Raw genomic sequence first — 16,107 nt, forward strand, 5'->3', positions numbered from 1 at the left:
CAGCGCTCCGTTCGTGGTCATGCTCCGGCCTCCATGCGCACCGAGCGCGGGACGTCGATCGCGAACCGGCGGCCCGTGACCGTCGTCGAGGACGCCGTCCCTGTCCTGTCCGTCACCGTGCGGGTCAGGGCGAGGGTGATGGTGTCGGCGCCTGTCACGGCGACCGGCGCGGACGGCGTCAGCAGGACCCGCGTGCCTGCGAGGTTGCGGCAGCGCTGTGCGAGCGTGACCCCGCCGTAGGCGCAGGCCGTGACGTCGAGCGCCGTCCGGCCCGTCCGGACGATGGCCTCCGGCGCCTCGAGCAGCAGGCCCGCGAGTTTCCACGTGCCGGCGTCGTCAAGCCAGAGGATCGACGTGCGCGCCTGGTCGGCCAGTGGCCAGGGATCGAGGCCGACGGCGGCGAGCGCGGCGTCGAGGTCTCCGTCGCCCACGGCGAGCGGTGCGGGCGGCACGGCGGCGGCGACCATGGCGTCCGGCGCGATGAACGCCACGGGCCCGGGGACGGCGAAGCCGAGAGCCGCGAGGAGTTCGGCGGCGTCGCGGTAGCGCGAGGCCTGGAAGTGGGCCCGCGAGACCACGACGTCCTCGGCGTCGGGCCGGGCGGCCGGCGTCGCCATGAGCATGAGGTCGTACCACGCGCCCGGCACGAGGTCCGCGGTGATCTCGCCGGTGGTGCCGCCGAGCACGGGCTCCTCCAGGCAGGGCGCCTCGCGGATCGCCTGGAGGAAGAGCAACTGCCCGAGGGGGCGGTAGGCGTCGAACAGGGGGCCCCAGTCGACGTCGATCGCCTCGTCGTCGGGATGGTCCTGCTCGGGCATGCTGCCCGGCGGCGGGTCGGTACGGCGAAGCCGCAGCTGCAGGTGGCGCCCGTAGAGCGCCGCGAGCTGTTCGCCGTGGTCGACGGCGAGGTGGACGAGGAGGGTGTCGTCGAGCAGGTGAGGCGCGGAGTGCGTGTCCGGCTCGAACGCGATGAGATAGCGCAGGAGAGAACGCGGGTCGAAGTCGCGCTCGTCGGTCAGCTCCGCCGGCGGGACCCCGGTGGTCACCGCCCGCGCCGCGGTCCTGAACCGATAGGACTGCACCGGGCCGTTCTGCCAGGCGCCGGACGGCGGCACGACCGGCGGCTCGGGCCGGCTCTCGGACTTCACCCAGCCCTGCCACTGCCACGACACGTTGATCGTGTAGCCCCGGTTCGCCTCGAGCAGGTCCTTGCGTGCGGGCTCCTCGGCCGCGGCGCGGTCGTTGATGGTGGCCAGCAGGTGTGCCGCGAAGGCGGCGTTGGCCTCCGCCTGCGCGGCCGCGGACCCGCTCACGCCGCACAGCCGGACCAGGCCGACGCGCCCGGCGTCGTTCTTGCCGGTGCCCGACCACTCGCGGATGCGGACCGCCGACCAGGTCGCCTTGGCGTCGGGCGGGGTGTACCGCACGAGAGAGCAGATCCCCTCCCCGGTGCGTATCTCCTGCTCGACTGTGGGGGTCCATTCGTGCTCGCCGCTCCCGACCGCCGTTCCCATGACGACAGGGAAGGCGCCCGTCGTGGAGTCGTCCGGCAGCTGAGGCCCGGCGACCGCGCCACCCCAGCAGATCTTGACGACGCCGACCTCGAAGGAGCCGCGGTACAGGTCGACCCGCACGATGCCCGGCGCCGTGAGGACGACGTCGACCGGATCGCGGCCCTGGGAGACCTGGTCGGACGCGACCACGGCCCCGCGGGCGTCGTAGGCCCGCACCTCGGCGGAACTGCCGAGCGGGTGAAGGGTCACGAGCACCTCGTCGGCCGCCTCCGGGAGGTGGAACGCCATGCCGTCGTTCGGGTAGCGCAGGGTCGTGCCGACGCCGTTCACGCCCTCGAAGGTCCGCATGTCCGTCGAGTAGGAGTCGATCTTCACCGGCCCGATGGCGTTGGCGATGCCGAGATCCTCGCCCGGCCCGAACCGGTCGGCGACCACGGCGCACGTCCGCTGCGGCTTCACCGGCGGCCGCCGGCGGAAGTCCCGGCAGACGACGAGCAGCAGGTCGGCGTCGCGGATCTCGGGCGCGAGCCGGCCGCGCAACTCGGTCGTCCGCACGGTGAACGAGTGCTGGGTGATCCCGGCCAGCCACCAGACGTCCTCCCCGAAGGGTCCGGCGTCGACCCGGCCCGGGGTCAGGGACCATCCCTGCGCCGCCACGAACGGCACCAGCGAGGCGAGCGGCCTCCCGCACGCGCGTTCGCGGGCGAGGAGCGTGAAGCGGGACGGGAACGGGGGCTCACCCGCGTGCGCGGTCAAGAAGCGGACGTCGTCAGCGCCGGCGCGCAGGCCGAGTTCGCCGAGCACGCAGTTGGGCTTCGGCCGGGCCGGCGGGTCGCAGAGCCGTCCCGGAGTGCCGGCGGGGTCGGCGTCCGTGCCCGCGCCGCCGTCGGTCAGCCAGTACGTCCACGGGCCCGGGTCCCAGGCGAGAAGGGCCAGGAACATGCCCTCGGACTCCGAGACGGCGACGTCCCCGTCGCTCAGGACGCCCGGGCGTGAAGTGGGCAGCCACCAGCCGGAGTCGAGCGGACCCGGCAGCGGGGTGCCGCCGTCCGGGACGATCTCGACGCCGGTCAGCCGGTAGGCGTACTTCATCTCGCTCGTGCCCGACCAGGTGGGCCCGGCCGGACCGGGGCCGGGGCCGAACGCGCCGCCGCTCAGGTCGACGTCCAGGTGGTGGGTGAACTCGATGACCGGGACGGTGTCGGGCCAGACGGTCTGCTCCAGGCCCGGCGAAGTGGTGGTCGCCAGAGCGGTCGTGAAGCCGCGTCTGTCGGTCAGCGACACCTTGCCGATCGGTGGTGGAGGCGGCGGGGCGTCCGGGGTGATCGGGGCGCCGATCTCGATGCCGACGCAGCCCTCGATGGAGAAGAAGAAGAACGAGACCGAGCCGCAGAACTCGCCCTTGAGGTTGACCGCGGGGAAGAAGCCGCCATCGTTCCAGACGGTCGCGACGATCGACCCCTTCGCCGAGACCTTGACGACGATGAGGCTCAGCTCGCCCTTGACGAAGATTCCGCCCTTGAGCAGGATCGGGTTCGTGCCGAAGCCCACGAGGATCTTGGCTGACGCCTCGAGCCTGATGGGCCCGGCCGACCACCTGATCTCCCAGCCGGCGCCGAAGCCGACGGAGAAGCCGTCGAAGTTGAACTCCGGATCGCCGCCGAGCCGGTGGAGCTTACTCTCCTCGATCATGAGATAGGAGAAGGCGGGCACGTCGAGCGTGCCGGGCAGAAGCTTGATGGTCACCGGGTCGCCGGGACGCCCCTCGCTGACCACACCGTCGGATCCGATGCGGACATAGGCGTCCTTCGGAGTGGACGGGTAGGGGAAGTAGCCGTCGATCGGCAGGAGCAACTCGAGCACCTTGGGGATCGTGTATCGGCCGCGGACGCCGACCGCGACCGCCTCATCGTTGATGGAGACCAGCCCGAGGATGCTCAGACTCGGGTCCGCGGGGGCGCCCTGTGTGCTCGGGGCGGCCGCGGGTTTCTCGACGAGCTTGGCGTCGATGCCGAAGACGACGGTCGGATCGGGGAAGGCGACGACGAACATGCCCGTCGCGTTGAACGTGAACGCGCTGTCGGGCAGCGTCCCGACGATCATGCCGAGCCCGATCGCCCACTGGCCGCGCAGCGGGGCGAACTTGTTCTCGTACGGGATGTCACGGAACCAGGCGATCTCACGCCCGACAGGATCGTTGTCGAAGCCGGGTGGCAGCGCGCGGGCGCCGTTGGACACGAACTGCCCGAGGAAGCCGAAGATGCCCAGGCCCGTCGCACCGAGCGGGATCCCGACGGGCAGCACCAGGCCGAGCGAAATCGACAGGAAGTCGTGTGCCGGATCGAACGCGAGCGCGCCCATCGCCTTGGCTCCGACGCTGACGAGGTCGAGTTCGAGGGCGGCCTTGAACGCGCCGCCGTCTCCGAGGACGAGCCGACCCTCACCGCGCAGGACTCCGGGGATGTCGACGCCGACGCCGAGCCCGCGCAGTTCGGCCGAGAAGCCGTCATCGCCGAAGGTGCACCGGACGGTGGCGCCGGTGACGGACACGACGCCGAGGTCGAGGGCGAACTCCAGATCGCACTCGAACCACGTCGAGCCGACGCCGGCGCGGGTGGCGACGACCTGGAGGAGTTGCCCGAGCGGTCCGTCGATCTGCCATCGGCCGGGGTCGGCCACCTCGAACGACACGTCCTCGTAGACGAGGCCGACCTTGTCGTACCACTCGGTCTTGGAATCGTCGAACTCCAGGCCGACCTTCTTGTACCGCACCTTGAGCGGGTGGCCGTCGTCGGTGGCGATCGCACCGAGGCCCGCGGCCTCGATGTCGAGCCCTAACGAAGCGGTGTAGTCGAACAGGACCCGCGTACGGAAGCCGGTGGTGTCGGTGAGGCTCCGCTGCCGATGCTCGATCTCGGCGGCGTGGATGACGACCTCGCCGTCCTTGGCGACGCTCGACAGGACGCCTGCGGCGATCGCGAGCGCGGCGACCCGCACCATTTGGCCGTCCACGCCCGAGGCGCCGATCCCGGCCAGAAGTGCGGGGGCCAGTGCCAGGGCGACGGCGAGGAACTCCGAGTCGATCGCCGCGAGGCCCTGTGGATCGCCCGAGGACGCGATCGAGAGCGAGAAGACGGTCTGCCCCGATCGGGAGTCGTAGGACCAGCGTCCGGTCAGCGTGTAGACCTCGGTCGAGGGTTGCCCGACGGGCTCGGAGGGCGCGCGGACCGGCACCGGCGAGTCGCCGCCACCGGGCGCCGGCAGGGTCTGGACGTTCGTGGTCGCCCATTCGAAGGTGAACTCGGCCTGGGTCGGGATGGCGTCCGACCAGTCGGTGACCGTGGGAGAGTCCCACCGTACGAGCAGGCGGACGAGCCAGGCCAGACGCGGATCGCGCGGTTCGGGGAGGACCACCTCGTCGGCGTCCTCGCCCGGGACGTAGCTGCGCCGCAGCGCGGGGTCGAGTTCCTGAGTGTCGGTCGGCGAGCGCTGGTCGGAGGCGCCCGCGTCTGCCGGCGGGGTGTAGGTCCCGTCGACGGCGTAGATGTCGGCACGCCGATACTCCACGCGGGTCGTGTAGGTCGAGGCTTTGCCCCAGCCCTTCCGCACGTCTTCAGGGATTTCTTTGATCAACCATTTGGCGCCCTTCTCGGCGGGCGACAGTCCAGCGACAGCGTTCTGTGCATCGGCCATTTCCTGGCTCGGCGTGGTCTGCTCACCGCGCACCAGCGTCCTGTCGGCCGGAAGCCAGCCTTTTACGGCGTCCGCCCGCTGCGTCGCGAGCTTTGCGTTGAGGGGGCCGTCCGAGATGTCGCAGGCGCGGCCGATGACCACGAAGCGGGCGTCGGGGAAGAACGCCGCCCACGCCTGGACGGAGGCCTGGATGTCGGGCCCCCGAGTGCGGGGGGCGAGGGCGCCGAACGTCTGGGGATTGCTCAGCCCGTAGTCGAAGAGAATCGTCAGGTGGCGGATCTCGCCTTCGGTCACCGGCGGCGGCGGGGCGTCCGGTTCGGTGCCGCTGCCGCGCTCCACGGTCACCTCGGCGAGCCCGCCGTCCGGGACGCTGACCGCGCCGTCGGACAGGGCGGCCGGCGTGGAGAACGGGACGAGGGAGGCGTCCCGGTGGAAGGCGTTGAGGCCGTAGGTCTGGTCGACGCCGCGGACCTGCAGGAGAGCGCCCGTCCGGTCGTGGACGCCGTCCTGCGCCCCGATGAGGAGCTCACCCTTGGCGAGCACGTCGACGCGGATGCGGCGGGTGCGCTTGTCCGGGTCGGTGACGACGATGTGGCTCGTGCCGGGATCGGTGCTCGGGATGAGGACGAAGTCCGGACCGGTGCGGGTGTGGGCGTCCGCGCCCTCTCCGTGTTGCCAGCGTAGATTCGCGGCATCGGCCGGGTTGAGCGCCGATTCGAACTCCAGCAGGTTCAGGTCCTGCGCGGTGCCGGCGACGGCGACGACGTTCGCGATGTCGACCGCGCCGACGTGCACGTTCACCTTGGCCGCGTGCTTCACCTCCGCCTCGGACTGGACGAAGGTGTAACTCGTCGGAGAGTCGAACACCTTCTCTCCGGCGACCTCCTCGGAGAAGCGGCCACTCATCGTCTCGCCGACGGAGGTGGTGAACCAGCCCGAGTCGTCCTGATCGACGAGGGTGCCGTCGGGCAGGGACCACGTCATGTGCGGGTGGGTCGACGCGCCGAGCGCGGAGGGGTTGAGCCTGGCCCGCATCCGGCCGGTGCTCGGCGTCCCCGTGATGAACGGGACGGTGAGCTCCCGGCCGGAGCCTGAGACGGTCCTGGGCTGCTCGGAGTCCTCGAAATCCTGGAGGAACTCCACGGCGGCGCCGCTGATGGGCGTGCGCCCGAGTTCCACCTGGATCTCCCCCTGCAGGCCGGCGGGGCTGCCGAGCAGGACGTCCTTGACGCCGACGTTGATCTTGTCGACCAGCGGTGTGTCAGGCGGCAGGAAGAGCGTCGCCTCCGCGATCGAGATGCCCTGCCAGCCCGGCGTCTGGCCGCGGGCGATGATCTCCGGGGGCGTGATCTCCGACGACGCGTCGAACACCAGGCGGTCCACCGTCATCCCGATGTCGGAGCCCCCGATGAAGAAGCTCACCGGGTCGAAGGTGACCCGGTAGACGGCTCCCGAGGGGGCGGACGGGTCGAACGGGTCCGGCCAGTCGACGAAGTGGACGAGATCGCCGGCGCCCGACAGATCGATGCGCACGACGCCTGAGCCGACGATCCGGACCTTGCTCCGAGTCGTGTCCGGCAGCAGGTGCGCGACGACGGCGGGAGCGGACGGCACGAGCGTCGCCGGCCGCAGACCGGGCACGGTTATGGCGATCCGGTCGACGAAGAGATCGAGGAACGAGGCGGCCCCGGCAGGCTCGAGGGTCTGTCCGGCGCCGGGAGTCGTCCTCGTGCGGACGAGACGGAACGGCAGTCCCGAGTTCAGCCCGGGCACCTCCACGTCCCAATCGCGCAGGGACGGGAAGCCGAGGTCGGCGATGGGCTGGACGACGCCGGAGTGGATCATCACGCCGGGACTGGTCGTCGACTGATGCGAGACGACGGCGAGGTTCTCGAGCCGGGACGCGAGGTCGTCCGGAACCAGTGCCTGGGCACCGGGGAACGGAGCCGCCAGGTCGAGAATGGAAACGCCACGTTTTGCCATCGCCGGTTCCGTCCATTCGGATACGCGACTCGACGAAGAAGAGCATCCGCCGGCCGGAATACGTTCCCCATTGCATGACTGATTAAGTGAATTTCTTTTTTGTTTCCGCACCCCTCATCGCGCCGCCTCACGAAACGAGAATTTCGTGTGCAGCGCGGACCCCGTTTTCACACAAGCGATCGAGCCTACGCCATACGTTAACCGCAGGCGGGCGATCGTCAAGACCTTCGGGACAGGGGCTGACATCCGAGAATGCGTCGACGGCGCCACCAAGCGTCATAGGTGGTCGTGGACACCATCAGTGGTATCGCGCATTTCCTGATCCGCCTGTCCATTCCGCCTCGAACGCCGTCCCCCGTCGTCCTCGCCTGGCCGGTTCCTCGAAAAGGACTATCGCGAGGGATGTTCGGGATTCATCCGTTCGATTGCCGGGAGACTTGCGCGCCGTGCCGGCGGATGATGCACTCAGCGGCGGATGTGAAGAACGCGTCCACCGCGTCCTCGAACGTCGCCCCATGGGTCTCGAGCTCGGCGTGCCGGAGTTGTGATCGTCAGAGTGACGGGGCGTCGCGGTCGAGATCGGACAGGAGCAGATCCGCCACGGTCTCCTCATAGATCGGCCTGCGGACACGTGCCATCACCTGCCCCAGCTCCACGTCCCAGGGTGTCGGGCGCTCATCGCCGTCCAGTATCAGATCGCCGCTCTCCCGCCCAACCGCCTGGAGGTAGTCGTCGGCAGCGAGTCGCCACGGCATAGCACCGTGGCGCGAAATCACGGCGCCGGCCATTTCCACACCGGGCCAGTCGAAATCCCCGTGATACCGCAGCTCACCCCCGCTATCCGTGATCTTCCACGCAAGCCGGTGGAACGCCGTAGACGGTCTGCCCTCCGCGCATATCAGCGGCAAGGCTCTCGGACCGAGCACCTCGGCGGCTTCTCGCAGCACCGCGGGGTTCTCGCAGACGTACACGATCGGGTGGTCGAGATGGAGCGCATGCGTGACGAGCTGGTGCAAGGTCACCTGAAAGGGCGTGCCGAAGGAGGCCGCACCACTAAGCCACTCCCCCAGCCCCGCTCCCCGAGCAGCAAGATTGAGCACCAGAACACGGCTGGCCAGATCGTCGACGATCACATTGAACCGGTCCCAGAGCTCCCGACGCTCCTCGGCGCCCTTCGGCTTCGGGACTCCCGCGCGAATCGCCAGTGCCGCGAGCACCAGGCCGGACAGCGGTCGGGGATGGTCGAGCGCGTGCGAGTGCTCCGTTGCCAGGCCGGCGAGCTTGGGCAGGGGAACGAGGTTCCCATCGATGCGCTCAAGCACGCGGACGGCCTGAGCGAACCTCGCCGGTTCTCTGGTCAGTTTGGTGAAGGTGCCATCCCTGGCGAGCCTTTCCACCCAGTCGCGGAACCACTCGGCACTGCCGTACAGCGGGCTCGCCTGGGCCACGGCCAGCAAGTCGGCTTTCGCCCTGCGTTCCTGCTCCAAAGCCTGAGGCCGGTTCCGCAGCTCCGGTCCCAGCTTCTCCAGAAGATCGACGAGCCCGGCCCCGCTCCTCGCGCGTAAGGCGACGTCCAGCTCGGCCAGCTTGACCGTCGTTTGCTTCACTCCGGATGGGATATGCCGGCCCAGCAGCCCGCCGATGGCCTTACGTTCTGCGTCAGTGGGGGCAGGGATCCCGACATTCGCGGCCAGGTCCCCTCCCGTGCTCTCGAGTGATCGACGCGCCTTGAAGATCAGCCGCGCGAACCCCGGTCCCGTGAACTTCGCCGGCTCCGTCAACGCGTGCCCCCAGGGGCAGGCTCCGTCAGTCCCAGCAACCCGTCCTCAAGGGGAACGCGCCGGCTCGGGGTGAACCCCAGCAACTCCGTGGCCAGTTCTTCGTTGCCGGAGAACCCGGCGGCGGAGTCGATGAGCTGGCATCCGTCCCACATGACGAGCATCGCCGAGACCGTGTGCGACGCCTTGTCGCTGTGCATGTCGTAGTGGGCCGCCGCGGGAACCGTCTCGTATCGGACCCACAGGTCGTGACCGGTCATGAACGCGTCCAGGTCGTAGCGGACGGTGAGCCCCAGCAGGTCCGGCTTGTAGATGTCGTCGATGCCCGCGAACGCCTCATCGAGCGCGATCAGCCGCGGGCAGGTGTCCGACGCCGACGAATAGAGGGCATTCGCCGCGGCGAACAGCGGCAGGTGGATCGCGGCGGATTTCTCCCCGCCGGACATCTGAGAATGGCGCTTCTTGCTGAGCCGCACCTCCTCCTGCCCCGGGACCTTGAGCCGGAGTTCGAAGGAACGCCAGGTTCGGTAGTCGAGGACCTTGGAGAGCACCTCCTTGTAGGTCGCCCGCGGATGGCCGGCCCGGTACTCCCGGATCATCTGCCGGATGATGCGGCGCAGGTCGGCGAGTTGGGCGACCCCCAGGCCATCCCGTCCCAGGAGTTCGGACATCTCCCGCTCCGAATCGGTGATCTTGTCCGCCACCACCCAGCGGATGCCCACAGTCGTGCCGGTCGACATCGGCCTGGATCTGGTGTCGGCGTCCATGCCCTTGACGAGGTCCTTCGCGGCGAAAACGCGGTCGAAGATCTGCTGCGCCAGGCCGGCGAGGAGCTCGTCCTCGAGGACCGTCCGCTCCCGTTCCTCCAGCAGGACGCCCTGTTCTTCGGCACGGTCCGCGATGCGCCGCGCGAACTCGGCGACCGGGTGACGGCCGTCGGCGTCCTGAACCTGCACGACGACCACGGACTCCCCTGGTTGCCAGTCCAGCCGATAGTCCTCCTCGCAGGCGTTCAGTGCCTCGCCGAACTCGTTCAGCGCTTCCGACATCCGGTCACGAGCGCGCTTCCTGGCCGTTTCTCCGGCCTGCCGTCCCGCGGTGGCCGCCTCGTAAAGCCCGCGGAGGTCGGCCGTGCCGTCCGGCAGGATGGATCCGATCACCGCGGCGGCGTCCTGGTCGGCCAGCCGTTCGATGATCTCGGTCACGCCTTGTTCCGGCTCCACCCACTGAGCCCGGTCCGGCCACGCCGGCCCCGAGCCGATTCCGAGGACCGGCCGGAGATCCGTCTGGGCGAGCGGCCCGAACGCCGCCAGTTGGCCGAGCAGCTCACCCAGTGCGGCAGTGAGGCCCGTCTTCCCGTGTTCATGCGCGGACGTGGCTCTGACCAGGGCGTCGTGCTCGTCGCGGACCGACGTGTCCGCGGTCTTCCAGGCATCGGCGGCCACGGCGAACGCCTGTTCCACCTGGTTGATCTGGCTCAGGATCTCCTTCAGCGGCGCGCTCAGCGCCTCTTCCATGGCGGTCAGCCGCTCGGCGGCGCCCTCGTGCGCCTTCTCCTTCTCGGCCAGGGTGTCGCGCGCGGTCCGGTGTTCCGTTTCCAGCGAGGCGATCGTACGGCGCCGCGACTCGAGGTCCGTTTCCGAAGACCCGATGTGCGTGTGTTGCGCGGAGAGCCGTTCGGCGGCGGTGATGAAATCCGTGATCGCCGCGGCGATCGCCTCGATCTCCTTCGCTTCGGTGGGCATGTTCCGGTCCGCGGCCGCCTGCCTCAGCCTGCGGCGTTCGGCGTCCACCTCGGCGACGGCACCGTCCAGAGCCCTGGTGGACTCGCCGTGTTCGGCACGGGCCAATGCCAGCACGGTCGATTTCTCCGCCAGCGTCCTCACCGCCGTGAGAATGTCCGTGCCCACCGGCTGAAGCTCCGACTTAGCCCGGCTCACATCGTTCAGCCGCTCCCTGAGCCGGTCGCCCTCCCCCCGGGCAGCCGACAGGTCCTGGGACATGGCCTCGATGTTCCGCTCGTACTCGGCGATCCGTGCCCGCCGCCGAGCCGCGCGGTTGGTCGCGCCGATGTACTCCGCCGCGGTCTTCGGCTGCGCGCCGAGGTGCGTCCCAAAGGTGAACTGCCCTCGCCGGGTGACCGCGGGTGTCGTGGCCGAACCGATCAGCGCGTCGGTCAGCGCGATCGAGTCGAGCACGTCGGAGATGATCTGACCGGGGACATGGTCCTGATCTTCCGGAACGAGGACGCTCGAAAGGGTCGGCCCACTCGGCCGCAGCCCGACCGGAGCCGGGAGCAGGTAGGCGTCGGCCTCGGCCTGCTCCACGGCGGCCGCGGTGAGCTGCGGATCGGGATGAATCCACGAGGTGAGCAAGCCGGCCGCGTCAAGGGCTCCCTCGACAGCCGCCGCGTCAGCGTCCGAGACCTCGTCGGCGAACCGTACGAGCTGCCACAGCGCTGCGCCCCGCCGTGCCGTCCGGTCGGCGCGCCGGGCGCCGGAGAGCGCGGGCGCGTCGTCGCGTTCAGCCGCGATCCCCTCCAGGAGCGCGCCCAGCCGTTCGAGATCCGCCGACAGCTGCGCCGACCGTGCGTCCGCCGCCGCCACGCCCTGGGCGAGCACCGTCCGCCGCTCTTCGGTCAGGTCGCCGAAGACTTCGGCGAGGCGCGGGGCGCCCGCCTCTCCCAGGCGGTCCAGCCCTTCGACGAGGGCTGCGAGGTCGTCCGCGCTCACCAAGGAGTCCGCGGACCACCTGCCGGCCCAGGCGTGCAGTCGCTCCAGCGCCTGTGCGCGCGTTTCCTCAAGGGTCCGAACGGCGGCCTCGACAGCCTGCTCCGCGGCCTCGGTCCTCCCCCGGGCCCTGTCCACGGCCTGCTCCGCCCGGCGCCGGTCCTTCTCCGTGTCGCCGACCTTCTGCAGACAGGCCTGCACGTCCTCCACGTCTTGCCGGCGTGCGCTGACATGCGCTCTGGCGGCCTGAAGATCGTCATCCTCCGCATGCACGATTCCCGCGAGCCTCGCGGCTTCGGCTCGGTCCGAGGCGAACTGCCCGGCTCCGTCACGAGCACTCTTCAGCCGCCGGTCGGCGTCGTCGGCCTCCTTGAGGAGATCGGCTATGCGCGTGGCCGACCTGGCGTTCGCGTCCCGCTCGTGAACGATCTCCTGCGCCTGCCTGCCGACCTGCCCGCGGAGGGTTTCGAGCTCTCCTTGAGCGGTGTACGCGCTGTCCTTCTTGAGTCCGTCCAGCCTGGCGGACAGTCTGTTCTGTTCCGCGCTCGCGACCTCGCGTGCTTGCTCCGCCTCGCTCCGCGCGAGATCCGCCCGGCGCATCTCGGTTCCCGCCACCGCGATCTCGCCGGCCTGCTTCACCACCTGCTGCGTACGGCTCGCGATGCGGTCGAGATGAAAACGCACCTCGGCTCGGAGGTAGCCGGCGTACGCCTCGAGGAAGGCCTTGGCGGCGCCGTCCGCGGCCGTGAGGTCGTCGACCTGCCGCTGGACGGCGGCCAGGTTGTCGAAGTCGCGCGCGGCCTGCTCGACGAGGTTCTCCGGCACCGGGCTCAGTCCCGCGGTGAGGGTGTCGGACACCTTGCCCGGGTCCAGGTCCTTGGCCAGCAACGGCCTGCGCAACGCGAGCAGCAGGTCGAGCAGTTGGATGTACCGTTCGCGCCCCAGCCCGAACAGGGCGTCGTCGACCGCGTCCCGGTAGTCGGTGGGGCTGCTGTGCCACGCCTCGGGCTCCAGCGCACGTTTCAGTTGCTGATCGGTCAGTGGCCGGGAATCGTCCGTCAAGAGACCGAAGTCGACACCAAGCCGTTTGGCCGTCACGAAGTACGACCTCTTGACCTCCGGCCGATCCTTGTGGGCGTGCATGGCGATGATCAGCGTGACGGTCCGTACGCCCGCTGCGAACTCCATCCACACGAACCCGTATTCCGACTCCTGCCCTCGGTACAGGAGGTTGGACTTCATCGTGCGGTTCTCGCCGCTGAATGGATCCAGCCGGCGAGCGTCCACGACGCCGTCCAGGATGAAGGGGAACAGCACCTCGAGGGCCTTGGTCTTGCCGGAGCCGTTGTGGCCGCGGAGCACCAGCCTGCCGTCCGCGAACACGAACTCCTCGTCCGTGTAGTCCCAGATGTTGATCAAACCGGCACGGGACGGTTTGAACCGCTTCATTTCAGGTCTCCATCGAAGAGATCAAGCTGGTTTTTGGGCGGCGCCGGGATCGCCAGGGAGATGTTGCGATAGCGGAGCGCGGCCGGAAGGACGAGAACGCCGCCGGGTACGGAGCGGGTGAGGCGCAGGTCCTCGAGCAGGGCGACCGCGGCGTCGAGCAACCCCTGCGGATCCTGCTGCCAGGCGCCGGTGAAGGAGGCCGCGCCGAACCGCTCGTACAACTCCCCGATCAGCTCTTCCAGCCTGTGCCGCTCCACGAAGACGAGCGCCTGCGAAGCCTGTCCGGGCATCTGCGCCCGTTCGGACCAGGCGAGATCACGGACGACCCCGGATTGCGGCAGCGCCGAGTCGATCCGTGTGAGCAGGTCCTGCTGCACCTCGGCCTCGGTCGGCGCCTGAACGCGCCCCAGCACGCCGCCTTCCTCAAGGAGGTCGGCGATCCTGGCGATCAGGAGACCTGCGGCGCGGTTGATGACCGCGCCCCTGCCGGGGAAGGGCCTGTCGGTGAACCGTCCCACCGGGTCGGCGAGCAGGACGCCTTCGGCGCGGCGCTCGACGACGAGGCCGGTGAGCCGGGCCAGGTTCTCGGCGACGTCGTCGCGCAGGAGAACCGCGGCCGTGTCCGCGTCGACGTCGGAGTAGTAGACCACTGGGCGCTCCAGCAGCAGCCTCCGCGCCCTTCTTTCGACAGACCCGGCGCCGTCCAGCAAGCCGGCGGCGCTGGTCAGATGTTGCAGCGGACGCGACGGCCGGAAGATCATCGCGCAGATGTCGTGGTCGATGTCGTACAGGGCGTCGCCCCCGTCACCGCGCGCCCATGCCTCGATCGAACCGTCGGAGAGGCTCAAGGCTCCCCGCTCGACCAGCCAGCCGAGCACGTCGACGACTGCTCCCTTGTGGCCGGGGACGACTGGATCGAAGCCGAGCCCCTCGATGGAGTTGGCGACAGGGCCGAACTGACGGACGAGATCGGCCAGGCTGATCTCCACACGTGATCTCTGAAACGAGCCGATGATCAGGCAGAGATACGCCAGGCGCCGACGGTCGAACGCCTTACCCGCCCTGTTGGTGAAGATCTTCCCCCGGGACGGGTTCAGGGTGTCGAGCTGACGGATCAACCGCACGTGCCGGGTCGTCGCGATCAAGGTGTAGCCGAACAGATCGTGAAGGTCGCGCGTCAGTTCGTCCGCCCACGGCAGCACCCGCTCCAGGACTCCCGGCCGGGGATGAACCGCGGTGATCAGGTCACTGGTGAGCACCAGCCGAACCGCGTCCTGGTACGCGCCGAGATCGCCGGCCTGGACCTCGGCCGCCGCCCGTGGCTCAGCCACGTGCCCTCCCGGAACGCGAAACGATCTCCAAGGCGAATCCCGGCAGGTGCAGCATGCCGTGAGCGGTGCGGACGGCGCCGCCCTTCACATCCGGGACGAGTCGCATCAGCACGGTGTCGTCGCTGCCGGATCCGGATTCCAGCCGCCCGGCCACGACCGACCGGGCCTCCAGCGCTCTGGTCAGCAAGGACATCAACACTCTGGTCTCCGCCTCATCGAGGACGCGGTCATGGGCTCCGCGTGCCGCGAGGCTCTCCGCGGCCGACCTCTCGGCCGCTCTGACCGCGATTTGGCGCCGCCTCAGATCGGCCCGCTGTCCGGTGTCGGAGCGGACAGGCTGCGGCAGACCGGGCCCGGCCTGTCGCCCCGTACGAAATGGTGTGAGTGCGACTTCGATCCCCGGCGCATCCCACCACGTGGCCGACGACGAGATCTCCTCGACGTCATCGTGGGCTCCACCGAGATGGCGTGCCGATCCGACGTTGAACGCCGCCGACGCCAGCGCGTACGCCGCGTCCTCGTCGGGTGCGTTGTAGATCCATTGAGCGAGATGCCGCAGCTCCGAGGCCCGGTTCACGCCGCCGCGCTGGGCTTCGGTGAGCTGACGGAGCAGCGCGATCACACCCGACACGGCCGCCCTGGTCGCGCGCCGCAGATCCGCGGCACCGGACTCCTGCCCCGGCGTGGAGGTGAACCATGCCCGCAATGCCTGCCAGCGTCTCTTCCAGTCCTCGATCCGCTCGACGGTGCCGAGAAAGGGCCGGTCGTCGGCATCGGCCGCCCGGACGAGCATCGTGTTGATTCCGGTCGCCTCGACGTCCCGTACCGCTCGATCCAGTCGAGGCAGGTAGCGATCAAGCTCCGCCATGAAGTCGCTCATGTGGACCAGCAGGGCGTTCTTGTAGCGAAGGAACAGCTCAGGTGAGGTCTCTGTGGAGGTGACGATCTGGTTGAGAGTCACATGGAACTGAGCGGACCGGCGAACCATGTCTTCCATGACCTGGTTCAACCGGGACAGGCGCCGGTAGACCTGCTCCTGGTCTCCCGTACGGTTCGCCGCCGCCAGCGCCTTGAGGTCGTCGAGGATGTCCGAGAACACCAGGCGGGACAGGTTCGCGTCGCGGACTCTGGCGGCCAGCACATCCTCGACCGCGACGAAGGCCCGGTAGCCGAGCTCGCTGAACTGGTACACCGACTGCCTGTTGCGGTAACGCTCCAGCGTTCCCGCCCGGGACGCGTCCTCAAGCCTGTGGATGATGCCGTCGTCGGCCAGGGCGTCCAAGCGGCTCCGGAGGCCCGTGTCCAGTTGGGGAACCTCATCGTGGACCAGCGCCAGATCCCGCAGCGCCGTCATCACGTCGTCACCGTCCACCTGGACGCGATGCACCGCGCGCAGGCGCTCCATCGCCCGCAGCACCCACAGGTACGCAACATGATCATCTCTGCGGGTGAAGTTGAACAGCCGGAACCTGTCGCCGATCGCCGGCGCATCCAGATCCAGAGCTCTCGAACCGTCTAATGAATCAGCCATGACCGAGCAAGTATTCCGTACGGGTGCGACAACGCCCCACGACCTGCTCCCGCCGGCCTGATCGTGCTCGAGAAGAGCTATGACGAGCGGTGCCCGGCT

5 protein-coding genes are annotated in these 16,107 nt (G+C 69.4%); all 5 read right to left on the minus strand.

Going from position 1 to position 16,107, the window contains the following annotated elements:
- Positions 1-17: 17 nt before the first annotated feature.
- The gene (locus Pmi06nite_RS26050) at positions 18-7,190 is read right to left on the minus strand and encodes an OmpA family protein (protein WP_203955759.1); all 7,173 of its coding nucleotides are present in this window, start codon (positions 7,188-7,190) and stop codon (positions 18-20) included.
- A gap of 551 nt (positions 7,191-7,741) precedes the next feature.
- A complete protein-coding gene (locus Pmi06nite_RS26055; protein ID WP_203955760.1) occupies positions 7,742-8,971 on the minus strand; it encodes a TIGR02679 family protein in 1,230 nt (409 codons plus the stop codon).
- Positions 8,968-13,146 (minus strand): SbcC/MukB-like Walker B domain-containing protein, encoded by a 4,179-nt coding sequence (locus Pmi06nite_RS26060; RefSeq protein WP_203955761.1) that lies wholly within the window; start codon positions 13,144-13,146, stop codon positions 8,968-8,970. Before Pmi06nite_RS26060 ends, Pmi06nite_RS26055 begins: the two co-directional genes overlap by 4 nt.
- Positions 13,143-14,477, minus strand: coding sequence for a DUF2398 family protein (locus Pmi06nite_RS26065; RefSeq protein WP_203955762.1), 1,335 nt, complete (start codon positions 14,475-14,477; stop codon positions 13,143-13,145). The genes Pmi06nite_RS26060 and Pmi06nite_RS26065 overlap by 4 nt, the downstream gene beginning before the upstream one ends.
- Positions 14,470-16,008: a TIGR02677 family protein gene (locus Pmi06nite_RS26070; protein ID WP_203955763.1), complete on the minus strand. Its 1,539-nt coding sequence runs from the start codon at positions 16,006-16,008 to the stop codon at positions 14,470-14,472. Before Pmi06nite_RS26070 ends, Pmi06nite_RS26065 begins: the two co-directional genes overlap by 8 nt.
- Positions 16,009-16,107 lie beyond the last annotated feature (99 nt).

It is taken from the genome of Planotetraspora mira (assembly GCF_016863275.1).
In the GTDB taxonomy this organism is placed as follows: domain Bacteria; phylum Actinomycetota; class Actinomycetes; order Streptosporangiales; family Streptosporangiaceae; genus Planotetraspora; species Planotetraspora mira.